The 25,678-nt window shown below is 27.7% G+C and carries 38 protein-coding genes and 1 tRNA gene; 1 reads left to right on the top strand and 38 read right to left on the bottom strand.

Annotated elements, in window-relative coordinates:
* Nucleotides 1–8: 8 nt before the first annotated feature.
* From BMW96_RS09920 to BMW96_RS14815, 24 genes are all read right to left on the bottom strand, one after another.
* Nucleotides 9–620 (bottom strand): YopX family protein, encoded by a 612-nt coding sequence (locus BMW96_RS09920; RefSeq protein ID WP_157796118.1) that lies wholly within the window; start codon nucleotides 618–620, stop codon nucleotides 9–11.
* Between the two features lies 1 nt (nucleotide 621).
* Complete coding sequence (locus tag BMW96_RS09915) at nucleotides 622–1,317, bottom strand: antA/AntB antirepressor family protein (RefSeq protein WP_180320379.1); 696 nt, start codon at nucleotides 1,315–1,317, stop codon at nucleotides 622–624.
* Between the two features lie 65 nt (nucleotides 1,318–1,382).
* Nucleotides 1,383–2,297, bottom strand: a complete 915-nt coding sequence (locus BMW96_RS09910) for a hypothetical protein (protein WP_092355168.1) — start codon at nucleotides 2,295–2,297, stop codon at nucleotides 1,383–1,385.
* Nucleotides 2,287–2,667: a hypothetical protein gene (locus tag BMW96_RS09905; protein WP_092355165.1), complete on the bottom strand. Its 381-nt coding sequence runs from the start codon at nucleotides 2,665–2,667 to the stop codon at nucleotides 2,287–2,289. The genes BMW96_RS09910 and BMW96_RS09905 overlap by 11 nt, the downstream gene beginning before the upstream one ends.
* A gap of 15 nt (nucleotides 2,668–2,682) precedes the next feature.
* Nucleotides 2,683–3,171, bottom strand: coding sequence for a hypothetical protein (locus BMW96_RS09900; RefSeq protein ID WP_092355161.1), 489 nt, complete (start codon nucleotides 3,169–3,171; stop codon nucleotides 2,683–2,685).
* Nucleotides 3,172–3,294: 123 nt separating this feature from the next.
* On the bottom strand, nucleotides 3,295–3,990 hold the full coding sequence (locus BMW96_RS09895; RefSeq protein WP_218139419.1) for a DNA-methyltransferase: 696 nt from the start codon (nucleotides 3,988–3,990) through the stop codon (nucleotides 3,295–3,297).
* A 221-nt stretch (nucleotides 3,991–4,211) separates the two neighbouring features.
* Nucleotides 4,212–4,811 (bottom strand): hypothetical protein, encoded by a 600-nt coding sequence (locus BMW96_RS09890; protein ID WP_092355158.1) that lies wholly within the window; start codon nucleotides 4,809–4,811, stop codon nucleotides 4,212–4,214.
* Between the two features lie 86 nt (nucleotides 4,812–4,897).
* Entirely contained in the window at nucleotides 4,898–5,467 is a 570-nt protein-coding gene (locus BMW96_RS09885; protein ID WP_092355155.1) for a sigma-70 family RNA polymerase sigma factor, read from the bottom strand.
* A gap of 12 nt (nucleotides 5,468–5,479) precedes the next feature.
* Complete coding sequence (locus tag BMW96_RS09880; RefSeq protein ID WP_092355151.1) at nucleotides 5,480–6,358, bottom strand: prohibitin family protein; 879 nt, start codon at nucleotides 6,356–6,358, stop codon at nucleotides 5,480–5,482.
* A gap of 30 nt (nucleotides 6,359–6,388) precedes the next feature.
* Complete coding sequence (locus BMW96_RS09875) at nucleotides 6,389–6,844, bottom strand: hypothetical protein (protein WP_092355148.1); 456 nt, start codon at nucleotides 6,842–6,844, stop codon at nucleotides 6,389–6,391.
* 90 nt (nucleotides 6,845–6,934) lie between these two features.
* A complete protein-coding gene (locus BMW96_RS14375; protein WP_211283652.1) occupies nucleotides 6,935–7,612 on the bottom strand; it encodes a Rha family transcriptional regulator in 678 nt (225 codons plus the stop codon).
* Nucleotides 7,613–7,624: 12 nt separating this feature from the next.
* Nucleotides 7,625–8,413, bottom strand: coding sequence for a hypothetical protein (locus BMW96_RS09865; protein WP_092355145.1), 789 nt, complete (start codon nucleotides 8,411–8,413; stop codon nucleotides 7,625–7,627).
* A 29-nt stretch (nucleotides 8,414–8,442) separates the two neighbouring features.
* A complete protein-coding gene (locus BMW96_RS09860) occupies nucleotides 8,443–9,234 on the bottom strand; it encodes a phage antirepressor KilAC domain-containing protein (protein WP_092355142.1) in 792 nt (263 codons plus the stop codon).
* Nucleotides 9,235–9,249: 15 nt separating this feature from the next.
* Nucleotides 9,250–9,483, bottom strand: a complete 234-nt coding sequence (locus BMW96_RS09855) for a hypothetical protein (protein WP_092355139.1) — start codon at nucleotides 9,481–9,483, stop codon at nucleotides 9,250–9,252.
* A 12-nt stretch (nucleotides 9,484–9,495) separates the two neighbouring features.
* Nucleotides 9,496–10,302 carry a BRO family protein gene (locus BMW96_RS09850; protein WP_211283653.1) on the bottom strand — a complete coding sequence of 269 codons (807 nt, stop codon included), beginning with the start codon at nucleotides 10,300–10,302 and terminating at the stop codon, nucleotides 9,496–9,498.
* A 14-nt stretch (nucleotides 10,303–10,316) separates the two neighbouring features.
* Nucleotides 10,317–10,709, bottom strand: coding sequence for a hypothetical protein (locus tag BMW96_RS09845; RefSeq protein WP_092355133.1), 393 nt, complete (start codon nucleotides 10,707–10,709; stop codon nucleotides 10,317–10,319).
* Nucleotides 10,710–10,766: 57 nt separating this feature from the next.
* Nucleotides 10,767–11,000: a hypothetical protein gene (locus BMW96_RS09840; protein ID WP_092355130.1), complete on the bottom strand. Its 234-nt coding sequence runs from the start codon at nucleotides 10,998–11,000 to the stop codon at nucleotides 10,767–10,769.
* A 778-nt stretch (nucleotides 11,001–11,778) separates the two neighbouring features.
* Nucleotides 11,779–11,855: transfer RNA gene (locus BMW96_RS09835), tRNA-Ile, on the bottom strand.
* A 26-nt stretch (nucleotides 11,856–11,881) separates the two neighbouring features.
* Entirely contained in the window at nucleotides 11,882–12,145 is a 264-nt protein-coding gene (locus BMW96_RS09830) for a hypothetical protein (RefSeq protein ID WP_092355127.1), read from the bottom strand.
* A 68-nt stretch (nucleotides 12,146–12,213) separates the two neighbouring features.
* Nucleotides 12,214–13,188: a hypothetical protein gene (locus BMW96_RS09825; RefSeq protein WP_092355124.1), complete on the bottom strand. Its 975-nt coding sequence runs from the start codon at nucleotides 13,186–13,188 to the stop codon at nucleotides 12,214–12,216.
* A 71-nt stretch (nucleotides 13,189–13,259) separates the two neighbouring features.
* On the bottom strand, nucleotides 13,260–14,222 hold the full coding sequence (locus BMW96_RS09820) for a tyrosine-type recombinase/integrase (RefSeq protein ID WP_092355121.1): 963 nt from the start codon (nucleotides 14,220–14,222) through the stop codon (nucleotides 13,260–13,262).
* A gap of 23 nt (nucleotides 14,223–14,245) precedes the next feature.
* Nucleotides 14,246–14,563: a hypothetical protein gene (locus BMW96_RS09815; RefSeq protein WP_092355117.1), complete on the bottom strand. Its 318-nt coding sequence runs from the start codon at nucleotides 14,561–14,563 to the stop codon at nucleotides 14,246–14,248.
* Nucleotides 14,564–15,006: 443 nt separating this feature from the next.
* The gene (locus tag BMW96_RS09810) at nucleotides 15,007–15,714 is read right to left on the bottom strand and encodes a LytR/AlgR family response regulator transcription factor (protein WP_092355114.1); all 708 of its coding nucleotides are present in this window, start codon (nucleotides 15,712–15,714) and stop codon (nucleotides 15,007–15,009) included.
* A gap of 32 nt (nucleotides 15,715–15,746) precedes the next feature.
* On the bottom strand, nucleotides 15,747–17,048 hold the full coding sequence (locus tag BMW96_RS14815) for a BRO-N domain-containing protein (RefSeq protein WP_092355111.1): 1,302 nt from the start codon (nucleotides 17,046–17,048) through the stop codon (nucleotides 15,747–15,749).
* 342 nt (nucleotides 17,049–17,390) lie between these two features.
* Here BMW96_RS14815 and BMW96_RS09800 point away from each other — a divergent pair, with 342 nt between their 5' ends.
* Complete coding sequence (locus BMW96_RS09800; RefSeq protein WP_092355108.1) at nucleotides 17,391–17,825, top strand: ImmA/IrrE family metallo-endopeptidase; 435 nt, start codon at nucleotides 17,391–17,393, stop codon at nucleotides 17,823–17,825.
* A gap of 32 nt (nucleotides 17,826–17,857) precedes the next feature.
* On the opposite strand, the gene BMW96_RS09795 is transcribed toward BMW96_RS09800, so the two are convergent.
* The 14 genes from BMW96_RS09795 to BMW96_RS14180 all read right to left on the bottom strand — a co-directional run.
* Nucleotides 17,858–18,211, bottom strand: a complete 354-nt coding sequence (locus tag BMW96_RS09795; RefSeq protein WP_092355105.1) for a hypothetical protein — start codon at nucleotides 18,209–18,211, stop codon at nucleotides 17,858–17,860.
* 216 nt (nucleotides 18,212–18,427) lie between these two features.
* The gene (locus BMW96_RS09790; RefSeq protein ID WP_092355102.1) at nucleotides 18,428–18,658 is read right to left on the bottom strand and encodes a hypothetical protein; all 231 of its coding nucleotides are present in this window, start codon (nucleotides 18,656–18,658) and stop codon (nucleotides 18,428–18,430) included.
* A gap of 33 nt (nucleotides 18,659–18,691) precedes the next feature.
* Nucleotides 18,692–18,994: a hypothetical protein gene (locus BMW96_RS09785; RefSeq protein ID WP_092355100.1), complete on the bottom strand. Its 303-nt coding sequence runs from the start codon at nucleotides 18,992–18,994 to the stop codon at nucleotides 18,692–18,694.
* Nucleotides 18,987–19,178 carry a hypothetical protein gene (locus tag BMW96_RS09780; RefSeq protein ID WP_092355098.1) on the bottom strand — a complete coding sequence of 64 codons (192 nt, stop codon included), beginning with the start codon at nucleotides 19,176–19,178 and terminating at the stop codon, nucleotides 18,987–18,989. Before BMW96_RS09780 ends, BMW96_RS09785 begins: the two co-directional genes overlap by 8 nt.
* Nucleotides 19,179–19,188: 10 nt before the next feature.
* Nucleotides 19,189–20,457, bottom strand: a complete 1,269-nt coding sequence (locus BMW96_RS09775; protein WP_092355094.1) for a Clp protease N-terminal domain-containing protein — start codon at nucleotides 20,455–20,457, stop codon at nucleotides 19,189–19,191.
* 18 nt (nucleotides 20,458–20,475) lie between these two features.
* Nucleotides 20,476–20,952, bottom strand: coding sequence for a hypothetical protein (locus tag BMW96_RS09770; protein WP_092355091.1), 477 nt, complete (start codon nucleotides 20,950–20,952; stop codon nucleotides 20,476–20,478).
* A gap of 3 nt (nucleotides 20,953–20,955) precedes the next feature.
* Entirely contained in the window at nucleotides 20,956–21,210 is a 255-nt protein-coding gene (locus BMW96_RS09765; RefSeq protein ID WP_092355088.1) for a hypothetical protein, read from the bottom strand.
* A 1-nt stretch (nucleotide 21,211) separates the two neighbouring features.
* The gene (locus tag BMW96_RS09760) at nucleotides 21,212–22,057 is read right to left on the bottom strand and encodes a BRO family protein (RefSeq protein WP_092355085.1); all 846 of its coding nucleotides are present in this window, start codon (nucleotides 22,055–22,057) and stop codon (nucleotides 21,212–21,214) included.
* Nucleotides 22,058–22,079: 22 nt separating this feature from the next.
* The gene (locus BMW96_RS09755; protein ID WP_092355082.1) at nucleotides 22,080–22,757 is read right to left on the bottom strand and encodes a hypothetical protein; all 678 of its coding nucleotides are present in this window, start codon (nucleotides 22,755–22,757) and stop codon (nucleotides 22,080–22,082) included.
* An 83-nt stretch (nucleotides 22,758–22,840) separates the two neighbouring features.
* Nucleotides 22,841–23,161, bottom strand: coding sequence for a hypothetical protein (locus BMW96_RS09750; protein WP_092355079.1), 321 nt, complete (start codon nucleotides 23,159–23,161; stop codon nucleotides 22,841–22,843).
* Between the two features lie 27 nt (nucleotides 23,162–23,188).
* A complete protein-coding gene (locus BMW96_RS09745) occupies nucleotides 23,189–23,617 on the bottom strand; it encodes a hypothetical protein (RefSeq protein WP_092355076.1) in 429 nt (142 codons plus the stop codon).
* 458 nt (nucleotides 23,618–24,075) lie between these two features.
* Nucleotides 24,076–24,552 carry an ORF6N domain-containing protein gene (locus BMW96_RS09740; protein ID WP_244881301.1) on the bottom strand — a complete coding sequence of 159 codons (477 nt, stop codon included), beginning with the start codon at nucleotides 24,550–24,552 and terminating at the stop codon, nucleotides 24,076–24,078.
* A gap of 12 nt (nucleotides 24,553–24,564) precedes the next feature.
* A complete protein-coding gene (locus tag BMW96_RS09735) occupies nucleotides 24,565–25,146 on the bottom strand; it encodes a hypothetical protein (protein ID WP_092355073.1) in 582 nt (193 codons plus the stop codon).
* A gap of 162 nt (nucleotides 25,147–25,308) precedes the next feature.
* The coding region (locus BMW96_RS14180) for a hypothetical protein (protein WP_177165839.1) at nucleotides 25,309–25,678 on the bottom strand (370 nt) is incomplete at its 5' end.

Genomic DNA, 25,678 nt, shown 5'->3' with positions numbered 1-25,678 from the left:
TTTCTCCTTTATTCATATTTTCTGAAAATTCTTTGAAATATATTTCTTGATTTAAGTGTAAAGATTTCTTTATTAAGTTTCTCAACTATGTTTTTTAGCGAGTAATATGCTTTATCAATGTCATTTTGCAGATTTTCATTATTTCTATACCATTTGTTTGATAAATAGATACTTTCGCCAGATGTTTTAATCATTGCTAATGATCCGATTTGTGGCAAATCCAAATTATCAAGAAGAATTTTATTGCAGTGAATATTCCCAGCAACTGATGAGTTTCCCCACATATCGTGATGAATAATATTTGTATCACATTTATTTACAGCTTTAAATTGACAATTTTCATCATCATATTTTATATAATAATATTCAAATGTTTTATTTGATAATTCAAAAGGTAAAATATCACCCTCATATATTAATTCATCATTCAAATCTGTTAATCCAGTACACATGTTTATAACCCAATCTTCACCACCAAAAACATACGATGCTTCAAATTTAATGTCTGAATCTTTATTGCAAACAAACCACATTTCACCCTCAATAACTTGAGAGTAAAATGTTAGATCATAGTAATCTTCAATATCGCCCTGATAAAATGCTCTAAATTTCTGTTCCATTTTACAAACCATATTTAATAGCTATTTCTTTAACAATTGCTATATATCCTTCAATTAGTTTTTTATCATCTGCAATAACATCTAAACTATTTGTTCTTTCTATTTTAGATTTGCAGACACCTTCTTCTAACATTCTTCTACGTTTGTTAGTCAATCTTGTTGGCAAATTAACTCCCATTCTACGTTCAAGAAGTTTATAAGACTCATTTCTAACATCCTTAAAAGATACTTCACCATTTGAACTTGTACTTATTTTTCGTAACAACTTATTAGTTTCATCTCGCCATGATGTGTGATCAATAGCTACAACTTCTCTAATACCCTTAACATCATCTTTGACTTGTTTAAGTTGTTTTTCATGTTCATTTTGTTTTAGTTCTAGTGAAATCAATAATCTTAGTTCGGGTGATAAATTCTGTAACTGCAATTGAGTATCACGTGCTTTATTTTCAACTGTTACAAAATAATCTCTTGCTTCTTTTCCTCTAACCGAATGAGATTCCATAGATAAGTGTTTGGCAAAGTCTGTTGTTAGCTTATAATCTTTACATTTATTACCGCTCGACATGATGTCGAACCCCCACCAATCCTTGTTCTCATCATAAAATATATTCTTCTCTATGTTCTTTTTAGCCCATCTTGCAAATTGCGTTGGTGCTAATTCTAAAAAATCATACAACTTTCTGGCAGTTGTCATACCGTTTTCATCTATTCCTAAAGCAATCTCGATAGGAGTTTGCTCTGTTGTTTTTAATATATTATTTATAATTGTTCATTCCTTTCTTGTTTTTTAATTACATCAAACATTTCTTCAATGTTATTTGTTAGCTTATACCTCTTAGTTGATGTACTGTTTCGAGCAAACTTACCTTCAACTGCATCTACATACATATTAGAAGATCCTTCTTCTCCTTGGTAAAACTTATCCCATGCAGAATCTGAAATCCATCTACGTACATTTAGTTGAGTTAAAGCTAAATTATCAAAGCTAACTACCTTAAAATTTTTAAATAACCAATCGATGTTTCTACTTAATTTAATGATTCTATTTTCTATTTCAACTCCATTTTTTTCATATAACTTATTTCCTCGTCGAAAATGTTTATAACCTAAAATTAATACTTTTGGATTAGAAAAATTATTGATTAAATATGATAATTCTTTGTAGTCAACTAATCCTGCAATAACATGGAATACCACATTTTCTACCTCACCATATACTTCTTTCAAACATTCTGATTCTTTTATAAAAGATACTCCAATTCCATGAAGATATCCTTTTTCTTGCCAAGACTTTATCTTATCTATATTAGATACAAATTCATCTTGATGAAAAGTAGCATTAGTAACAATTCCTTTTTTATATAACTTTTCTAGCAATTCATCTAAATGTGGGTAACTAGTCAACATTCCACCGCCGAGCGCTGCTTCAGAACCAGATACCCAACTATTGATAAAATCAAAGTTTTCTAGTGGTGCATGTTTACCTTCTGGGGATGAGTTTTCGTGACACATGTCACATCCAAACGTGCAACAATTAGTCACTTTAATGTCCATGTTCATTGGCATTTTAAAATTAAATTCTTTATCTTCTGTTTGACATATTCTTGTTCCATCAGTATATAATTCAATATTTGCATTGCCATTTCTATATGTTCGCAATAAACTAACCGTCATAACCATATTCTCCAAATGCCACAACAATTTCACCTGAAGAAGTTGTAAATTCATCATAGAATTTTTCTAATTCATAATTATCATCATCATAAAACCCAAAATCCAAATCATCTAATAATATTCTAATTGATTTCTTGTCGGTTAAATTATAGTCTTTAATTTTGTTTTTGTAGTATTCTTCTGTTTTAATAAAATCAAGAGCTTCGTCAATAGTTATAAACGTTTTGTCACCTTTATATAGGTATACATTCTCAGTTGAAACAACTTCTCCACGTTGCCATGCTTCATAATCTGATTTCAGGCACATTGTTAAACTGTGAGTAGAGCTACTATTTGTCTCAAAAGTGTTATTTCTAATTATTTTCTTCATTAATTTTCTCCTTAATTATTCATATTTAACATCACCGATTACAAATCGATCATTTCCGCCAGTTACACCTGAATAATCATAGTCTCCTGTAATCAGTACATCTGTTTTATCATCCAATAAGTAGTTTATTAATAAGACACTATCTTCCAAGACTCTGTCTAAGAGATCTGACCCCGCATATTGTGCTTGATGATTAATTAAATAGGTATTTTTTATTTCTCTATATTCGTGTTCAAACTTTAACTTAGTATTAGGTAATGCTTTTTGTAACGCCTCTTTTAATTTATTTTCCATAAAACATTGAATAGCTATAGAATAAAGATAATTTGCTCTACCTTGCATTGAACTCATATCGTCGCCATCAAATGGATAATTATGAAATTCATGTGCCTCAAAGTTAATTTCCTTGGGGTGAGATATTTTTTTATCTTTAATACAAATCGAAAACGAATGTGATGAACTAGAGTTAGTTTCAAAAGTATTTTTTCTAATAATTCTTTTCATTTATAATCCTTCCTTTCCAATATCTTTATATTGACGATAAATAACTTCTAAATGTTATAACCATCATGTTTCACAAAGCCTGTATTTACAACTAGGGGTTCAATCCTTTATAAAACCTACTTTTTATTTAATTTCTTGCTCAACTCTTTCAAGTCTTTTATTTGCTATGTTGAAATAATTTTTATCAATCTCAATTCCTAAAAATTTTCTACCTGTTCTGAGCGCAGCTTCACCCGTAGAACCACTTCCTGCAAACCCATCAAATACAATATCGTTTTCATCACTGTGTTTTCTAATACATTGTTCTAATAACTCTATTGGTTTTTGATTTTGGTGTAATTGCTTTTTACCACTAACTCTATCAAAGTACCAAACGTCAGTCAGGCGCTTCCCATTAAAAAATTTTCTTCCTTTGTTTACCAAAATTATCATTTCATATTGTTTTCCAAATTGTGCCTTTAAATCGCCTGCTGTCCAATTGTTTTTAATCCATATAATTATATTCTTTATTTTAAAACCAGTCTTTTCTAATTCGGTTTTAAAAAAATCAATTTTATTGGAATTGCAGAACATATACATTGCTGTATTATTTTTCATAATTCTATAGCACTCCGATATATATAATTGTATTAACAAGCTATCATTATCGCCACTAATAGGTGTACAAAACATATGTGACTTATCTTTTCTGCGGTTTGTTTTATAATTCATTAAATATGGTGGATCTGTTACAATTAAATCTACGCTTTCATCAGGTATTTGTTTCATTACCTCTAGACAATCGTCTTGTTTTAGAATAAACTTTTTATTATTACTCAATTTATTACCTTATAATCGAAAATATTTTCTTTAACTAGTATTATTTTATTTCCTTTCTCTTCTTTATTTTCTATATTTGTTTTATTTGATATTCTTTGTCTTTTTATCCACGTCTGAATAAAAAGTTTATTTTATTTCTTAATCAACCATTTGTAATTGTAAAGTAATTAATTTTAATAAATCTAAATGAATTACAAATGGATTAATATATCTATTTCTATCTATTTAAATTCCAATAGATGCAATCTAGTAATACCCTTATACCCCTTTTTCCATACAAAGTGAGCATATTCTACACTATCGGTTCCACCATCTTTTGTAAAGCTCATACGTTTTGAATGCACGTATATTTCATATGGCATATTATTTCTTAGCCAGATATTTCTATCTTTACTTCCAAGAAAATTCAATCTAAGCAACATAATTACATAACCATTTTCACTTACATCACACATTGCTTTTTTGACAAAATCCATTGCTAAATTAAATGGCGGATTAGTAAAAATAATATCAGCGTTATAATCGGGTAAAATTTTTGATATGTCTGTATCCAAATAATTTACTCCCTTAAAATTTGCTTTACTATCCATTCTTATGTCCAAAGTTTCAATATTCCAAACTGGAAAAACTTTTTTTATAGCTTCTGGATAACTCATATCGTTATCTTTATCTCCACCAGCACAAGGATCTAATACGTTTTCTATGTTATTCAATTCATTATGATTTCCCTTGAAAACTTTTAAAAAATTAATTATATCCTTTTGAGGTGTTACATAATAATCAAACTTATTACGCTCTTTCCCTCTATTTGTACTGCTCATTAATTATAAAAACCTCCAAAACAGTTGGTTTCTTTTAGAAAACTTTTTATATTTTACCTCCATAAATTATTAATAAAAGTAATATTTTAATTACTAAAACCAAAGTGATTTCTTATTTTGGTTCTTATATTTTTAATGACTCTTGATACTTGAACCTGAGAAATACTATATCTTTTTGCAATATCTACTTGATTTTCACCATTAATATATAAATTAAACATTTCTAAATCTCTTGAACTAAAATTTGACTTTAAATACGCTAATATTTCATTTAACAATACATGATTATTTTGGTTTGAAAACTTGTTAAATTTATATTGTATTAATTCTATAAATTCTGTTGGCTTACCATTTTCGTTTCTTATTTCACTATTTAACGACATTGCCCCAATCGTTTTAAATTTACAATTTTTATTTCTATTATAATAATGGTTAATTCTATATTTTATTGGCTTTGTTAAAAAATATGAAAACTTAACATTTTTTTCCACATCAAATTTTTGACAATAAGAAAGATAAGTTGTTAAACAATAATCAATTAAATCTTGTGGTGGTGTATGATAATTTTTCCTATTGTACTTATTTACCATCCATATAAACAAAGGATAGTTTTTTTCAACAAATTCATCAATACACTCTCCTTTAAAGTTAAGCACAACTCCAACCTCCTATTTTTCTAATAGTTTGCTAATATCAATCATATTATTATTGCTTCCACTAACAGTTGGTAATTCTCCATCCCATTTTTCAATCCATTGTTCAATTAAAATTTGATCTGTCAACTGACTTGTCTTAACAGCATTTGCATTTGCTTCGCCTTGAGCTTTAATCAACTTTGTTTCCGCTTCTTTTTGAGCTATTTGCTTGTTTTGCTCTGCTGTTTCTACATTTTTCTTAGCAACAGCTTCTTGTTTGATTGCATTTTCAATTTCAGCTCCAGCATCCATATCTTTTATGGTTAGATCTTTAAAGGTTACGCCTTCTGAAGCATATTTTTCTTTCAATAAATTACTTGCTTTACCAATAACTTCATTACGTTTGTCACCTAAAATATCAATAATATTATATTGAGTACATACTTCTGATAAAGCACTTTGAGCATAGTTGGCAATAATATTTTTATTTAATGCTTCTAACGTCTTATATCCCTTATATACTTTAAACGCATCTTTACTAGATACCTGGTATTTAATATTTACTACCATTTCCAAAAATTGAGCATCTGAAGTTTGAACTTTAATTTTTTCTCCTGTTCTTTCTTGGACAGTTGTATCAATTTCATAAATAGTATCAAATGGTGTTTTAAAGTGTACCCCCTCACCTAAAGTGTTTTCACTAGTTCCACTAAATGAACTATATTTAACGCCAACTGTATTTGCTGGAACAACTGCAACACACATTGAACTAATAAATAAAACTAACGGAATTAATGCATATAATCCTCTTTTATTTGGCTTAAATTTTTCTTCTGTAAAATCAAATAGCCCCCATACAACTAAACTAACAACTGTAATTAATAAAATAGCCTGTAAAGTAAATTTAAACATTTTTCTTTTCCTCTTCTTTCGTTTTTTTTATTATCCTAAATAAAGTAAAAATTTATATATATCTTTAGTTACTTTCATTAATTTTAAATCCTTTATTTTTTGACTGTTTTCTATGTAAAGATCAACTTGTTTTAAAACAAGTTCATTTGATTTAAGTTCTGGACACACCACTGCCAATACAGTTGGATTGTCTATGATTTCTTTAAAAGTACTGTTTTCATAAATCTGATAATTACCCACAGCTATTGATACATCAGACTCAATCTTTTTGTTTTCTTCTATATATATATCTATTTTTTTATCTACATTAAAAACATCAATATAATAGACAATGATATCTAGTATCAAAAATCCAAGGATAATAGCCAATGCAACATTTAATATTGCTCCAGTAAAATATAGTCCTTCATATTTGCAATTCCGACTTGTTTTTTTAAATAAAATAACCGCCAATATTAACGATATAATAAAGATTAAACTTAACATTTTTTTCCTCTTTCCTGTTTTTTTACAACTCTGCTTTTAAAACTCTCTTTAAACTGATTAATTACCTTGTTTAATAAAGATGAAATTTTATTAATTTTTATTGCTCAATAATAATCGCAATGCTTCTCGTCCTCTTGGTGTTACTAATGTTTGAACACCTACAGCTTTGTTGTTTGCATATTCTTTGATCTCAAAATATCCATTTTCCACATGTTTTGCATAAGGTTTGGTATTTCCTCTTTTATCTTTATAAATATATTTTTTATCATACAAATACTCCATCAACACCTTTTGCTTAACATGAATCTCTTTTGCTGTATCTCTAAAATTTGTTAGTAAATTTCTGTCAACTAAAGCATCGAAGTATTCTCCTTTGGGCTTTAATTCTTTGTTCTCAAGCATTAGAGCTTCCACTTGTTTTCTAGAAATTTCCAAAGCTCTATTCATAATAAATTCAGGACTATTTAACTTGGTTTCCATGTTATTGAATGCCTCAATATATTTGAACTTCCACTCTAGAGCCTCTTTCCCAGTAAATCCCATAGCCAACAATGTGAATCCATCCCTATTCATTGTAAACATTGGGTATTTTTTACCACGATTCTCATACTCACTTTCAAAGAATACTAATTTGGCTGCCGAATTTTCGGCCACCAAATTTCTTATACTTTCCAATACATGTCTATGTCTTTTTCCAAAGTTTTCTGCAACTTGTAAGCTAGTTACTAACATTTGATTATTTTCATATTTAATTATTACTTCGTTCATCTGTTCTCTATTTTATCCTTTCCAGTCTTCTGGACTTACAATTAAGCCATTAACTCTAAATTTCTGATTATCTAAAAATTCATTAATTTGATCAGTTGTTGTACATAAGTATAATGAATTAATAATGTTATCAAATTTTTTGACAATTTGTTTTCTTTCTTCTTTAAAATCGTTTACCGTTTTCTGTTTCTCATTTTTCTCATCTGTTGTTAGATAACCATCACTATCTAGAAAATTAACTGTGGTTAAAAAATTACTATATGCTAACAAGTTGGAAGAATCATTACTACAATCTCTACCTAATAAATTTTGAATATCTTTTTGTAATAATTCTGCGTGTTTTTTAGCTAATTTGTTTACTTCTATTTGTTTAGTAAGTTCCTCAATTTTCTTACTGTACTCATCTCTAGCAGATGTAATTTTATAATTTTTAACATTCCTAATAATATTTAATGCTAAATCTCTAATTCTTTTTAATTCATTGTTTTCCATATTTTTCATCTCTCCTTCTTTATTACTGTATATTTCTAACTGATCTTCTTCAAAGCAAAGACGCCAAAATCTACAAAAGTTATTTTCAATAATTAGAACATCATATTTATAGATCATTCTCTCATTAAGTCCCCATATATTCATTACTTCACCAATTCCATGCTTTGTTTTTACCCTATCTCCAGGTTTAAATAATGGTTCGCTAATTGTATTTACTTTAGGAATGTCTTTTCTTAAATTAAATGAAAATATTTTTGTTTGACCATCATAGACTGTAATATGATCTTTTTTTTCTTTGTCAAACTTCATACAATCTCTCCTTTCGTAAAATCGCTATTTTAATTAGTCTGCTCAATCATTGGCAGTATATTATTCTCTTTTAGTAAGTTATATAAGAACAACCGTCCTTTTTGAGTCCACTTTGTGTTCAATTTAGCATCAGATCGACCATCATTTCTTTTAATAAGAATTGTTTCAGATTGAGTGTACCCCTTATCTTGGAATTTGCTATATAATAACCATTGCCCCGATTGCTTATATTGAATTTTTAGCTCATTTAAAATTTTATTAAACGCTTTACCACTCTTTCCATAATCTTTAGCAATTTGAGAAATGGTCACTAATCTATCACTTTTCAAAATAAGATCACAATAATCTACTTTTGGCTTCATTTCACAAATTTGTTGAGTTTGAATTCTGTTTTGTAATTCCAATCTTTCATTTTCCTCAACTTGTTCAATTAGTTGGATTAAAGCCTCTTTGTATGTCATAGGTAAAGCTTTTGGTTTTGCTTCTCTTGATTTAAAATAATGCTCAACTAACGAATCGTACACTTCCCACGCTTTATCAGTATTTAAAGACTTAGCATGAAGAAATGCACCTCGCTCTGTCCAAAGGTAAAGTGTTTTGGCGTTTTTTAAACCATCTTGAATTTCAAGACAGTTAACAAAATCCTTTTTTTCTTTCCCCTCAAGTTTGAAATAATGCTTCTCTTCAACATATCTATCCTTATTGTTATTAAAATTATAAGAAATAATTTTGTTCGTTGTTCCATAACCTTTTGCTAATCTATTTGTTGTTAAAACTCTTTGGTTTTTATATTCAACAATTTGCAATCCTTCTATAATCATCTACCTCCTCTTTGTTTACCGTGCTTTAATAATACAGAATTGATTATCTAACATATCTCTTGGAGTAATGACATATTTACCTCTCAAGCAATCCCTAGAATAGCAATCAATTTCTACATTATTAAACCCGTTACCTTCAATGTCTTTAATAATATTATCTGTACCAAATAATTTTATCCATTTAGGATTTATGCTTACATTGCCATATCTTCTTAAATTTCTATAAACCCACTCGTCAAACAGCTTCACTTTTAACTCCTTTTAAAATTTTGAACATGTGTTCCAAATTTCTTGTTGAAGTTTAACAACATCATTTTCAAATAACTTACAAGCAATTTCATACAACTGAGGAATTTTGTGTAACCCTCTATCCATTTTATTTTTAATTTTTGGTTTAATGTTTTTATATTTATCAGAATCCATCCTCCGATTTAAGTCCATTTTATATTTCATTTCAAATTCATGATAAAGCAGATTGTATCTTTCGCTATACTTATCGCTACCTTGTCTAATAATTTGAGTAATTCTTCTACGCTTTTCAGCTAAGTCAATATCATCAACTAATCCGCCTATTACATCTTCTTTATACATAACTTCCTTTGTTAATTCTTTATTTTCTAACCGTAAATTTTGACGCTCAGTTTCTTCTTCAATCCATCTCTTAGCTCGTTCAATTGGATTTTCGATCATATAGCTATCTTTAACTGTTCTAATCGAATAATTTCCCGTTTTTCTAATAGTAGGCAACACATCTTTGGCTACCCAAATTTGAAACTTCTTAGCAATATTATTATTTGCTTTCATAGCTAATAAATAAAATACTGGTTCAGGGATAAAAATGTCTTCCCCCACAAGTGGGGGAACGCCGAATTCGCTTAAGAAATTTTTAATTCTTTCCCACCTGATACTTGTATATTGTTTACCTTTTTTATTTTGAGTTTGAGTAAATCCTAATCCTCTAGCAGCATCTTCTAAACTTACTGAAATACTGCCATCATCATTGTACTTTACCCCAATATCCAATCCTAATTCTTTGTTTTTAAATATTTGTAATTCACACAATTCCAAAATTGCCTCCATTCTTATTCTACAACCTTTAATACATTTGTAATTTCACCATTAAATTTATCTGAGTAATTAAAATCACCCCATACATTAATTGCCAATGGATATGTTTCAGCAGCAGTTTCTCTGTTTACTAATACTTCGACCATTGAATTATCTGAACGATGATAGCATCCATTGATCGTATCTTTATCGGCTTTTTCATCTAACTTGATAACTTTAAGCTCCCTTTTATTATCAAATTCAATGATAAATTTATCTCCGATGTTTCCGTACTTACTCCCTAAGGCAACTCCTATGTATCCATCAATTGAATACAACAATCCATCTTCACCAACATTAATTAATCCACTCTTATTAATTAATTGGTACTGAGGAGAAGTTTTATCAGTGATTTTTTGGTAAGGCATCCATGATTTGTACCAGGATCCAGTTACACATACTCCTAATTTAACAGTTGGGATTCTTCAATTAGTTTTTTCTGAAATTAACTCATTTATTGAATTGATTTCACCAACTAACTTATTTAGCTCGTCTTTTAACCCCTCGTATTCAACTTTATCTTTTTTTAAAGATTCCAATTCATGTTTGAGATGTTGATAATTACTAATATCTCTTTGATAATCCAAATAACTAATAAAGCTAGATACTAGCATAATAATCAGAACTGAAATTCCACCAATTATATATTTAAATTTCATAGTTCTCTCCTTTTTTATTTGAAGTCTTATTGGCCAAATATTTCTTCGCTGATGTTCATTCGTGGAATCGAACCACCATAGATTTAATCTACTGCACCTAACATGAACATTTTATGATGATTAATACACGTTCTGTGATTTTATGGTACTCATAGTTTTAATCATCATGATTGACAACAAATTAATAAGGGGGCTATCAATTTATTGTCAGATTTGTTAATCTCAACTACAGTGTGAGCTAACTCAATATAGCTGGTGGGGCGATTGTTCCCACATCTCATCGGATATTACAAAATACCCTAACTTTACATATTGCTATGTGTGATAGCCATCTTTCTATCCTCAGCTACTTTGATTGATAAAACAGTCTACCCAAACATTTACAGCATTATGTCTATAATGTTTCTTCACTTACTGTCATGTACATGGTTTAATCCATTAGCTTCCCTTGGCAAACTTGTCTAGAATTATTTACCAAGATAGTACCCCTAATCAATTAATAGCTACCAATCAAAACTATTAGTTGATTTCAAATATTTTTTTTTGAGATGAGTTTTTGCAATTACAAGGAGTTGAACCTTGTTATAGTGGAAGAACTATAGCTGCCTGCAATTGCACATTGTTAAGTATCATTCAAGAATGGGAAGAAATTCACTGAACAATACTTAACTATCAATAAAAGAAAGGATTAATAGTGCCCTAGAAGAATCGAACTCCTACGAAAACCGTTGAACACATAGTCAGTCACTTTGCTAAGTGACATCTTGTATTAAAAATATGGTGGACGTTATCGGATTTGAACCGATCAACTGAGAATTATGAGTTCTCTGCTCTAACCTATTGAGCTAAACGTCCAAATTGTAGAAAATAATTTCTACAAACTATTTCTTTTTAAATACAACTCTATGTTCAATTAAATTGCCATTTGTTAAATCGAATATAATTTTCAATGAATTGTTACTTGATTTAACAAAAATTTCATTCAATGTATCTTTATTTACATCATGTTTATTTAACAAATCTTGTAATGAAAGAAATGTTAACTTTTGCCTAAAACTACTTGTTCCATTAGTAAATCTATATGTATTGTCCTTAATGTTATTATTGTCAGCATATATTCTTTTTATATCTTTAAGATTGATCAAAATTTTTTTCCTCCTATATCATTTTACTTTGCTAAGTGACGCTATACTTTTGAATAATAATCAAGGTTTTATTTGCCTTGATTATTATAATAATCTTCTATCAGGTTTCTATAAGTTATTTCCCAATAGAAACCTGAATTTTTGTACCCCTTCATTTTCAAAAGGGTCTCTATCTTTTCGTTGTTTACTTTGTTTTTCTGAAAGTTTTCTTCTTTCAAATTGGAGCAAACAAAATTTACGATACCTGATATTCTAAGTTCATCTATTGAACACTTAAACAAATTAGCGACATCATCTCTTATAAATCTACCAATAGATTTTCTTAAATAATTCTCGTATTGAGAATCGTTTTCAAATTTTTTTGACACATTATTTATGTGTACTGTTTTAAATATATAGTCTTTATAGCACTTCAAAGGAAATGCTTTGTACCCACTATATCTTGTATGAACAAACTCTAAAGACTTAAGAATTTCTACAAGATTTCTAGATACAGCTATTTCATTTTCGTCTATTTCTAAAGTTATATTTTTTTTAAAATATTCACCATCTCCTAGCATAACAAGCTCATTTTTTTTAATAATTGATGATTTTCTTATTTTAGAAATGGTTTTCAACTCTAAACCCTCATATAATGCTAACAATATTGCCTTTTTCTCATTTGACAAATTGCTATTTTCTAATACCTTATAAAACCTTGAGTCTGATATAAATTTTATACCATCCTCAATTATATTGCCATATTCAAATCTTTTATCGTACTGTATGTAATTGAGTTCCATTTCTCCTTGAATAACTAAATAAGAGAAATATTTGTTTAAAAAGGATCTGAAAGTTTTTTTTGTTCCCCTATTGTAGTTTTCCATACATTCTAATAACTCATCTGGAGTAAAATGACTTATTTTTTTTCCAACAAGCATTTCAAACTTGTTTACTATTTTTGTATATATAGAAAAATACTCATTGTCTTTATTAAAATCAGGGTTATCTTCCAAAATATATTGAACATAATTATCAAAATTAGTTATATAATCTTTCTTCATTTTGTCCATCTCCTTTCGTCAATATAATAGCACACAATACAACTTGATGTCAACTAGCAAAGTAAAATTTTTTACATTTTTAACAAAACCTGTTTAGAATCGCTTGTACCATGAGTATAAACATTCATAGTTACAGTTGATCCTAAAGAATGCCCACACTGCTCTTGTACAAAAGCCAAATCCTTAGTTGTTCTATATAGTTCGCTCGTGTAAAAATGTCGCAGCATATGTGGAGTAATGGTGCCTTGAGAATATTTTTTAAAAGCCTTAATAATATTATCCTCTTTAATTCTATCACCACTTCTTGTTAGAAATAATGCATCACATTTTGGACTTAAATAACTTCTGTATTTAAGCCACTCTTGAATAGCATCAGAAGCAGATTTTGACATATAAACCACTTCGTATTCTTCTTTGATGTAAGAGCCTTTCCTTAACACATCAATATAAGGTAAGTCTTCATCTAAATGCACGTCGTTCAAATCTAGTCCACACAACTCAACTTCTCTCAAACCTGTTCCTTTTAGAACTTGGTATATCGAAAAGTATTTATTTTTTGATATTAAATTAGGAATTTTTTTCAAGTTATTTTCTAACATAATTAAATCTTCTGTTTTGGGCAACTTGTTTGAATTTTTTTTATGTTTAGTTTTACATACAACTGTAACACTCCTTTTTATTGGAGTATTCTCAATTATTCTTTCTTCAACAAGGTAATTGAAGAAAGATGCTAATTGATTTATTTTAGTGTTTACTGTAGAATGCTTATACTTCTTTACTTCTATTAAATAAATCAGATATTCTCTTACAGTTCCTGGTGTTACAATATTAATATCATCAAAACTGTCTATAACATTCTTTTCCAAACACCATTGAATAAAATTATTGATAGTGCTTAGATAATTTAACAATGCCTGATTACTTCTTACAGTACTATTGTTAAAATAATTTGCAAACTGTTTTGGAAATTTATACTGATTAAGCAATTTATTTAATTTAGTTTTATTTTGTAGTTGCTTTTCATCTTTATACATATTTATATTCCTTTCCACATAATTTATTTTTCTGCAAACTTATGTATTTCCTTATAAATTAGAGTTTTTTCTAATTTTCCCAATTCTAATTCAGTTTTATTTCCATCTATTATCAAGTAGTATTTTAATTTGTTTCCCTGTTTTAAAACACTTAATAATACTTTTTCTGCTTTAAAGACTTTATTTCCCAAATCTTTGTTAGTTAAAACATTTTTCATTCTATTGTTTCTTAATAGAATTACGATCCCTTCTTTATCATATTTAACACATTTACCAATAATATCTCTGCAAAATGTTTTAAATACTCTTACATCATATTTGTTTAATAATTCACAATTCATTTTAACTTCCCCCTGATTATTCTATTTTTTATTTACTTTACGTATAAAAAACTTATTATAAACCAATAATAGAATTGTCAATAATATTTATATTTTTTATTATTGATTAACGGACTAAACAAGGGAGTTGTCGAAGGTTTCTGTTTAGTCCTTTTTTGTTTTCCTCTTTGCTGATAAAACAAAGATGGTAAAGCAACTAACTTAACAATACCCTTATTCATTTTATTAGTAAAGAGGAATAGCGTATAATATCATTTTATATACGTGAAATACATATTTATAACAAATATTTAACTAATTAAGAATAATACAAGGTATAAAAAAGTTTCTTTATTCAATAACGTAAATATATTCATTTATTTCACCTCCCATATTCAAATTTTAACATAATTCTTATTTTTTTCATTATTCTGGGAAAATTTCCCATATTTAGGGAAGATTTTTCAACGTTTAACTTTTTTTCTTAAAATTTCATGAATTATATCAATAACCTTATTCTCATATTTCTCACTGATCGGTATTTTAATATCATCATTTAGAACAAAGAAATGTTTTTGATTATTGAAATTTGTAACATGTTTGTAGTTAACTATATAAGATGTGTGACATCTTATAAAATCAAATTTCTTTAGCTCGGCTTCTATTGTTGAAAGCTTAGCTCTTCTTTTTATATGGCTTCCATCAATAAAATTGTAATAAACATAATTTGACTTCGATTCAACATAAATAATGTCAGTTAGTTTAACTATTTTTCCTTCCAAAATAAAACGCATTTCTCTTATTCTTTTCCACTCATTAAGAACTGTGACAGCTTTTATTAAGTCTGTTCTGTAATATTCTGAACTTTTTCTAATATATGCTCGAGGGAAAGCGATTATAGAATCATGAACATAGTTATCATGAGAAGATATAAACACTGTATCTATATTGTCATGTCCTTCATTCCAGTATTCAATGGCTAAATCAATCCCATTTACCCCATCTCCAAGCTCAATATCCAAGAATAAGATTTCAACATCATTGTTTAAGATAAAATTTTTGTCATAGTAAGTCATTAATTCGATTTGCACATTAAAATTCTCATAAAATCTAAGCAAATCATTTTTAAGTTTTACTGCAAATTCAAGATCATCATCAACTATTAATATCATAGAATTCCTCCTACAATATTATGTTGAAAAACTTAATTTTTATTCAGAGTTTGTTGAAACATTTTTGTTGGAGATTTACCATAATCAGCACACATAGCATTAAATGTTTCCATAACCATACCCCACTCTTCTTCTCTAACACGTGATATTAGTGAATCATTTTTATTTTGTTTTCTTGAATTAAGGTAAATCCCATATTTATACTGAAGCTGTTTATACAATTGTTTCCAAATAGTTCCAATATAATGATTAGTTTGAGCTGCTAACATCCTTACACCTGCATTTAATTTATTTCTATCGTTCCAAGTAAGAATTTCAGATTTTAACGCCTTAACGTCTGTTTCCAACAACTCATTCTGTTCTTGTAAAACTTTATTAGATGCTAACAGTTCTGTTACCATGGCTCTTTTAGTATCTTCACTAAAATTACTAAAACGTGATTCTATAAATTTTTCTTCTGATCCATATTCTATTGCACCACCTGTTTTGCGAATTGATGGTAAAACCTCACTTGTTACCCATTGTTTAAATTCCCTTGCTTGAGATAATTTGCTAGACAATATTAGTGAATATAATCCAGATTCATTAATAGCAGTTAGTCCTCTGTTTGGAATGTCTAAAGTAACGAATCGTGACTTTAGCATTCTAAACTTATCATCCTCATCTACATGATCGTCAATTGCCTTTCTAGCATTTGAATATCCTAAAACATCACAAATTTCTTTTCCAATAAAAAATACTACATTGTTAATATTCAAGCACCTTATTTTAAATCCTCTAAAATTAAAAATGTCAAATTCTAAATTTTCTATTTCTTGGTCTATCTTTACTTCATTATTTTTATCTTTATATGGTTCTACTGTGCCACCTGTTTTGCGAATATCACGAAGATAACTTTTAATTTTTGACTTAATTTCTTTTGCAATAGGCTTACGTGACTGCATCAATACCTCATATAAGCCATCTTCAGTAAGAAACCACATGTTTTGAGTTTTTCTAGCTTTTGATTTGGTTTTGTCTGATGGTGAAATTGCTCCATAAAATGAATTAAACGTACTTTTATTAGAATTATTGCCTTCATTTGTGATAGGAAAATTTTTCCTATCATATAAATTACACACTCCTTTTATCTTTTCGTCTGAATCAATATTTTTAATCATTTTAGATATATCTCTTGAAGTTCTTTTTGCATTAGTAAAAGCATAATCAATCCATTCTGCAACATCTCTTGCTAAAAACAATGGATTCTCAACTGTGTTATATAGATTAATTTTCTTCCCTAGAATTTCTACTGATTCAATTAAATTAAATGTTTGTAAACTTGTTTCTTTCATTATTTTTTCTCCTTTTATTTATTGATTTTTGCATAAAAAAAAAGAACATTTAAAAATTTAAACATTCTTTCATTTTTATATTTTTTTTAAACTTTTTTTTACTTTTTTCTTGGCTCTACCCATAAAGCAAAAAGTAATACTCCAAAAAATAACAAATATAACATTTTTCTTCTCCTTTTTTCTACTAATTTATTTAGATCTATTACAATCCTTATCAAACTGTTCACTTTAATCCTTTTTTTATTTTTGAACCAAATATATATTATGTTATAATATACTTGTTGTCAAACGCAGTATTAACAATATGAAAGATTAATAACAAAAAAAAGAAAGGATTTAATTATGAACGATACTAATAATATAGTTGCTCAAGTTTGCGACTTACTTAAAATAAAGACTCCTAAAATTGTTGTATCTCCTAAAAAAATGTTAACTAAAACAATGTTAGCATTATACGAAACTGAGCACAATACCATATATTTAAAGAATAAAACAATTGATTTAGACATGATTTTTACTATTGCCCACGAACTAAGACATGTTTGGCAGCTTAAACCAGAAAATAAAAATCGTTTCTTTAACAACTATAAAGAGCGAACAGAAATTGATTTATTAGAATACAACAAACAACTTCCAGAAGTGGATGCAAATGCTTTTGCTTCTATTACAATAATAGAGTTATTTCAATGTATGCCTTTATACAAAGGAATGGATCAAGAAATTGTTAAGCTCATAAAAACTAGAATTCAAGAAATATATAAAGAGATGAACTCATAGTAAAAAAAAGAAACCAGAGTTTCTTTTTTTATTTAAGATAGATCAAACACATATTTGTTGTCAAATTTGCTATTGAACAATCTGTTTATATCGCAAACATCCATTTTTTCATCAAAAGAATATAAATAGCAGAAAGTACTATCTTCATATTTGATCTCAAGAGAATACAGATATTGTTCTTTGTATTCACCATCGGTTTCTTTGAAATATTCGTAACTTTTATATGTTGCATCAATATTTAATTCTTTTAATGCCTCACATATGTTCACTTCTATTTTTATTTTTTTGCATGTGGAAAGATTTTTTTGAATATATTCCCAATAATCATTTTCTAATATAAAAAGTGTTGTTGCTCTACTTTTAAAAATAGTATACTTAACTTCCATATATTAATACCTCATTTCATATATTCATATATTCAATTTTATATTTAATTGTTGTGTTCCTTTCTTTTTATATTATATTTTGTAATATTCTATTTTACAAACATAATATTATAAACTCTTGTCCTCATTCTGCTCACATATCCTTTATATAATTATTCTTATATTAAGTTTGTTATTTAGATTTTAGCATTTGATTTACCTAAAAACACGTCCAATTTAAACATATTGTTTTCCTCCTAAATAGTTCATTCTATTTTCCATAATAGCCATTAAACAAGGCAAAGTTCCCTTGTCTCTAAATTCAATTTCTTCTGCTTTTACAAGGTGTTTTTCGTCACCGTTAAAACTAGTAACCTCGTATTCTTTTGAGTCACCAACGTTAAATACAAAGGTTATAACAAATAGTTTTTTCTTATTTTTATGTGTAACTACATCTCCCAATTGCATATAAATTCCTCCTTTCATTAAAATTATATTTTTTTATCTATCTTCATTATTTTTTAAAGAATTTAACACTAGCTCCATTCGATCAAGCATTAATTTATTAAAACATAAATTGATATTTTTGTAAGTTTTATATGTATTATCTAAATTTGTAAAAATGAGTAAAATTAACCATATTGAAAACCCTTCTTTTACAATTGCCAAATATATAAGTCCATAACTAATTCCATTTATTAATAACGATGAATATATAATTATTTGATCTTTTAAATTTAATTCTTTAAATTTCCAATATGTTCTTCTAATATAAAAATGATAACAACGATATAATTTAAACATATTCAACAACTCCATTTCTTAACATCTCAACATCCTCAATTTCCATAACATCAGTTGTATTGTTAATTGTTTCAATATATATACACCCGTAATTATGTAAATGACATTTAGCTATAGTATCATTATATTGATTTCGTAGAGATGGAATATTTAAATATTCTTCATAAGTCAAATTGACAACCATGTTCTCACCTTCAATTTATTCTTATTTTATCTTTGATGACTTCATCTTTTGTTTCAGTAATCATCGTCCAAGAATTAATATATTTTTTAGCATAATACAAGGAAAACTTACTGTTTGTTACTTTAGCATAAGACATTGCCATGTCTAATACATCTAATATTTTGTCTGGAAAATATCTTAATGGAACTTTTGAACTTTCTTCTATTAATTTTCTGACATTTTCTTCTGAAACTAAAACACCATGAAACTTTTCTAAATGTTTTATTTTCTTTTCAATCATTGAAAATACTTTGTCTTTATGAGGCTCCTCGACGTTTACTTGTCTAAAACGTCTGTTTAATGCAGCATCTGATTGAATAAATTTGTATTCATCTTTTGTAGTAGCGATTATAAATTTGTATCCCTCTTGACACAATACAGGCTTTAACATCTCTCCTAATCCAAAACTGTTTTCACCTACTCCTGCTTGTACTATTTGGTGTCCTTCATCAATAAAAGTAATAACCTTTTTGTCTTTTATTGATTTCAAATAATTATCTATTTTTTCTTCAAACTCACCACGATATTTAGTTCCAGCAACAATACTTGTTAAATTTAATTTAACAACAGTATAATCTTTCAAATTCCCTTGATTTTTACCAAACTTTAATTTCCGTGCTAACTCTTCAACAATTGCAGTTTTACCAACTCCAGCATATCCAGTAATAGCTATATTAGATTTAGTTTGACAAGAAAGTCCGACTAAAATTTGTAACACCTCATCATCTCTTTCTAAAATCAGTTTTTCTTCTTTTGGTTCATAAACTTCTACAAAATTAAATGTTTTTATTTTACTTAAATTATTTATTTTTTCTTCCTCATATTTAATCAACTGATGTATAATGTCTTTAAAATTTACTTGATATTTTTTTAACAATTCATATGCTATACTCTCTTCATCTTCCAACAACACAATTGTTAAAATATCTAAGCTGACTTTATCTTTATCTAACTCTTTGACTGTTTCAACTGCTATATTGAAAATACTTGTTAGTTTTTGACTATATTCTAAACAAAAAGGTTTATTGTCACTTGTTCCAAGCAGTCTTTTTACATCGTTATATACATCTTTATAATATATGTCATCTCTTTCTAACAATTCTTTTAATTTTGAATCACTTATTTTTAATAATGATAATAACAGATGTTCACTACCAACATTATTATGTCCTAAATCAAAAGCAATACTTTCACCTACAACAATTGCTTTTTGGGCTTGTTCATCAAATTTTGTTAACATGTTTCATTCTCTTCTCCTTTACAACAAATCCTCAATTGCTATATTAAATGTTCCTAATATCATTTTATTATCATTATTAGCAAAGCTAATTTCTTGCTCTAAATAGTTAATTAATTTTAATTCCATACTATAAACACCATTTGTGTGTCTAACATTAGCAAAACCATTGTATTTGAAATCACAACTAATATAATCATCATTCATCATATCTTTTAACTCAACTGATTTTAATAAATATTTACAAACTTCATTACAATATTTTTTTACAATATTTTTTAAATGATCATCAATTATTTTTAAACTTTCTTTAAATTCTTTTGCAATTAATCCAACAGCTTGCTGAATATCGTGTCTAGTTGGATTTTTAAAATATACTATTATCCAATCGTCGTAATCACCAAACCTGTCTTTATTTCTAGGAAATGTTTTACAATTCCAACAAAAATCTCCATCAGTATCAACTTTAAATATTAACATTTTAATATCATCTTTCATTTATCACCACTCCAACCTTTTCCCAAATGTAATAACCTGACCAATTTCTCCATCAGACATTTCGACATTCATAATTGCACAAATTGAACCATTCTCGTCAACACCTTTAAAATTCTTTTCAATTAAGCCAATTGTTTCTTTTTTAGAAAACTGTCTAGTCTCCATTTGACTCATGTGTAAATCATTAGACAGTTCACAATAATCGCTGTGTTTACTTTGCGAAGATTTATTTTGAGTAACCTTTTTGTCAATTATCATATTAACCCTCCACAACTGTAATTGCGTTTTCTATAGTTGGTACAATGCCATGTTCTTTTAGTGTCTTATAGATAAACAACACCCCGTCTTTAGTCCATGCGTTAAATTTTCTTTTACCTACAATTTCCTTATTTTCCCACATATTTTTAAAAGTTGATATCATATACTCTTCTTCGCTTCCTTCGTACTGTTTGGTTAAAGTCCATACTCCACCTACTTTTTTCTGAATCTTAAATTGGTTTAATAGTTTGTTAAATGAAATGGCACTCATTCCATAACACTGAGCAATTTCACTAGCCAAATATCTATCTTTAGACCCCTGTAACAGTTCCATTAAACTTGTCTTTTCTACATTTTCATTTTTTAACCGTTCGTTCTTTTCTTCTAAAGCAATAAGTTTACTGTTAGCCACAATCAATGCTCTCGACATAATTTCATCATCTGTCATATTTTCTTGTCCATATATATAACCGCCATGTTTCCTAATAGATGGTAGCACATCATGTGTTATCCACTTTTTAAATCTTGTAACATTATCTGTTTGAAGTTTACTACCCATTATCAACGAGTACATTCCTGGTTCATTAATTAAAGTTGGATATGCTCTTTTATTGTTGTTACCGTAAAATATATTTGACGATAGGCTATCATTCCCTAAGGTGGAAATTTTATCATCTTTATCCAATTTCCTCATAGCGCTTATAGGATCAGTATATTCTAAAGCTTCAGCTAAATCTTTTCCCACAAACCAAGGATCACCATCAATTAAAATCGACCTAATTTGATGACCTTCAAACTCAAAATTAAATATTTCATTTTCTTTATTTTTAATTACTATTTCATTCATTTTTTATTTTCTGTCCCCTAACTTATTTGCAATGTGTAGTTATATCTACTACACTAGTTTTATTAACTTTGTCAATTATATTAACTTCTAACTCTATTATATTTGAATAGATACTACTGTTTTTTATGATTGTATGTTTTAACAGCTGCTTTCTTATTATTTTTTTATTAGGTTTTGAAATTTTAAAATAACAAACTACAACACCTGTTTGAGTAACTTTCATTTCTTTAAAACTTAAATGGAATCCTAATTTTTCAAAATGTAATTTGGCATCGTTTATTGTGTCAAAAAAACCATAATACTCATCATCTTTATGAACGTCAACTTTACGAGACAATATAAATTTAATTGTATGTTCGACAATTGGTTCAGATAAATCTCTCATACTTTTTAAAATCAATTTTTTATTCTTACCACAGTAAATATCCATATCTCTTATTATACATTCTGTTATGAGTTGTCTTTTTACATTCATATTGTCCACAACTAAAGTGTGTCTATCCCATGAATATGATTTTTTAGAATCTTCAATTATCCTGATTGTTTCATCATCACCTTTAGTTAGAACGAATATAACTTCATTTCCATTAAAGCAACCCAATTTAATTAATTCTAATCTTTTATTTGGCTTAACTTTTAATACAACACAATTTTCATTATTTTCTTCAATCGTAACCAATTCACATAACTTTTTCATCATCATTTTCCCTCATTTTTTTCTTTCTGAAATGTCAAATTTTATTAATTTTAAATTAAACCTTTAACTTTTATTAAAACCTCCTTTTAATAAAGTAAATCATGAACTAAGCGAGTAATTCTTGTTTCCATTTCCTCGTAAGTACATATTTCATTGTTTTCAAATGGTGGATAAAGCAAAATATCATCAAACTGACTTTGTTCTATGTTCCAATCTCCACCTGAAGCATGACATAAATCCCCATTTGATCTAATGCCTAAATTATCCAATCTCATTTGAGAGATTATTAATCCTCTAACATATCTTGATAATTTGCTACCATCTGCAAGCATATAATTGCCCTTTCTTTTATCAATTTTCCAAATACTTCTTATTTTTATTATTTTTTCAAAATCACTTCTTCTCACAACGTACCTCCTTATAAAACGCTTGTTTTATTCGTATACGAAATATTCTTCTAATCCATATTCAGTAAGTATTTTCCAAACATTCTTACAAGCACTATGATTATCTAACCAACCTATTAGTGCCCAAATATTAGTATCATCTTCACATTCTTGTTGTAACTGTTCGTCACTAACATTTTCATAATTCCCATAATAATCGCAACGCACTAACTCTCTAGGATCATTTACATTTCCATATGTCAATTTTTCAACCAACTCTTCAATATTAATATTGTCAGCAAAGTGCAGAGCGTTAAAAAGATAGTCTACACATGAAAATTTAAACACTGTATTATCTATATAGTTAATCTCTTGATATAAATTCAACAAAACTGTATAGTCATCTTTTGCTAAACTATGCAATTTTTGGGTTATTTGTTCTTTTCTATTAAAATTATTGTTATGTATTTTTACCATATTTTTCCTCATATCCAACAAATACAGTTAATCCACTTCTTTGTTTAGTAAATTTTCTACCGCCTGATTAAAAATATTTGTTAGCTTTCTACTTTCTTTGATAAGGCTAAGTTTTGTAATAGAAGTTTTACGACTTTTTATGTTATGTTTCTTTCTATATTGTCTTTTATAATAAGCCCAATCAACAATATTTGTATTGTCCATTTCTTTATAAATAGCTTTACAAGCTAGAATTTTCTTCCTTGGTTTATCACCTATAAGTTCACAAACTTCATCAATTGCCTTGTCAATTGGATGTTGTCTAATTAATACAGTTGCGATTTTCCCATCTTTTAATTTAATTTCCTTAGTTTTAGTTCCTGGTTCATTTATAGGGGTTGAGAATAACTTATTAAAAGTATCTTTAGTAGACTGTATATCAGAACTATATTCTGTTATGGGCTTGTTTTGTAATTCCTTTAGTACAGAAGTTTGGAATGACGTAATGCACCCATTTCAGTCCAAAGATAAAAAGTGTTAACGTTTCTAGACACGAAGGGACAATTAGTCACTTCGCCATCTGTGACAAGGGTATCACTTTTACTATTTTCTGCGAAGTCAGTAATATTGACCTTGCGTTTAAATTTCTTGAGCTCATCACCTTTTAACATAAAATAATCCTTGCCATCTCTGAATCTATCTTTATTTCTTTGAAAATTCTTTTTAATATTTTCAACATTTGTTCCATAACAAGCAGCCAGTTGTTTAGTTGTTAAAACTCTTTCGCTATCGTGCTCTAGAATTTGCAAACAGTTTATATTATTTGTATTAGTATTTTCTATTTCATTTGATATATCATTAATATTACCATTAATTTTATTTACTAACTCTTCTAAGTTTTTCGTTTGATTTATATTTTGATTTATATAATTTTCCATTTTTTTATATCTATCCATTTCTTCCTAAGTTTAAATATAATCTTCTGTAACAGTTACTGTTACGATAGTTCTTTTAACTACATCTAATTTTTTCAAAAGTTGTTCATTTTTTATATAAAGATCAGTCAAATTTTTTTCAATACCATCAAATAACAGTTTTTTAATTTCTTCATAATTATTAATAAAACCTTTTACAAGTATTATAATTTCAATTAAAGCTTTATTATCTAACCGAGTAGAAATATTAGGATTTTCACAAGAAATTTTATAACCTAACTTAGTGGATTCTGAATAAATCGCAAAAAGATCGCCATTCAAAAGAATTTCAAAATCGTTACAACCACGTTTTTTATATGTGAAAAAATGACTATTACTAGTTGTAAATATAGCTTTTTCTGATCTAAAACCACTACTGTAAATATCTTCAAGTTTTAATTTACTTCTAATTTTTAATAAAATTTTTATTTCATCTTTTAATGGAACAATTTTTGGTATTAGTTCTTTACATTCTTCTGCCAATCTAGTCCATTCAATCTGTTCTAATTTATTTTTTGTGTTTAAAAGATTATCAATTTCGTTTAAGAAATCATTATAATTTTTAATATTTTCCATTTTTCTACCTCATTCTTTCTATTTATTTCTATTCATCAATTTTCTTTTTTTTACATATTTTTCCCATTTATACAATTTACAAACTGTATATTTGTTTATTTCCTAAACATCAAGATACAATAAAACCATTCTGATATCTTTAACATATACCAGTACTTGCACTTATTCTTCTACGACACCAATAATTTCAACTTTCTCACATCTGATTTTACCATCTGTTTGATAAGGTACGCACACACCCATTAGCCATTCGTTTCTAATAAGAACTTTATATATTGTTCGACCTGAAGTTGTTATGTCTCCTTTAACCCAATCTAAAGTTGCTACATTTATACCGCACCCACAGCCACTTGTTCTATTGAAATTGACATTTTCTTCTATTACTTCTCCTATTTCAATTTTCCAATTAGGATTTGGTTTATAGCATAGACCAAATGTTTTATAGGCAATATATCCCTCATCAGTTTTTTCGAAATATTTATTCATAATTTCGATTGCTGATGGTAAGCCTTTTGCATTACTTAAATTTGCA

Source organism: Thomasclavelia cocleata (assembly GCF_900102365.1).
GTDB classification, from domain to species: Bacteria; Bacillota_I; Bacilli_A; order Erysipelotrichales; family Coprobacillaceae; genus Thomasclavelia; species Thomasclavelia cocleata.
Note: the sequence above shows the minus strand (reverse complement) of the source record. Positions and strands in the feature narration are given on the sequence as shown.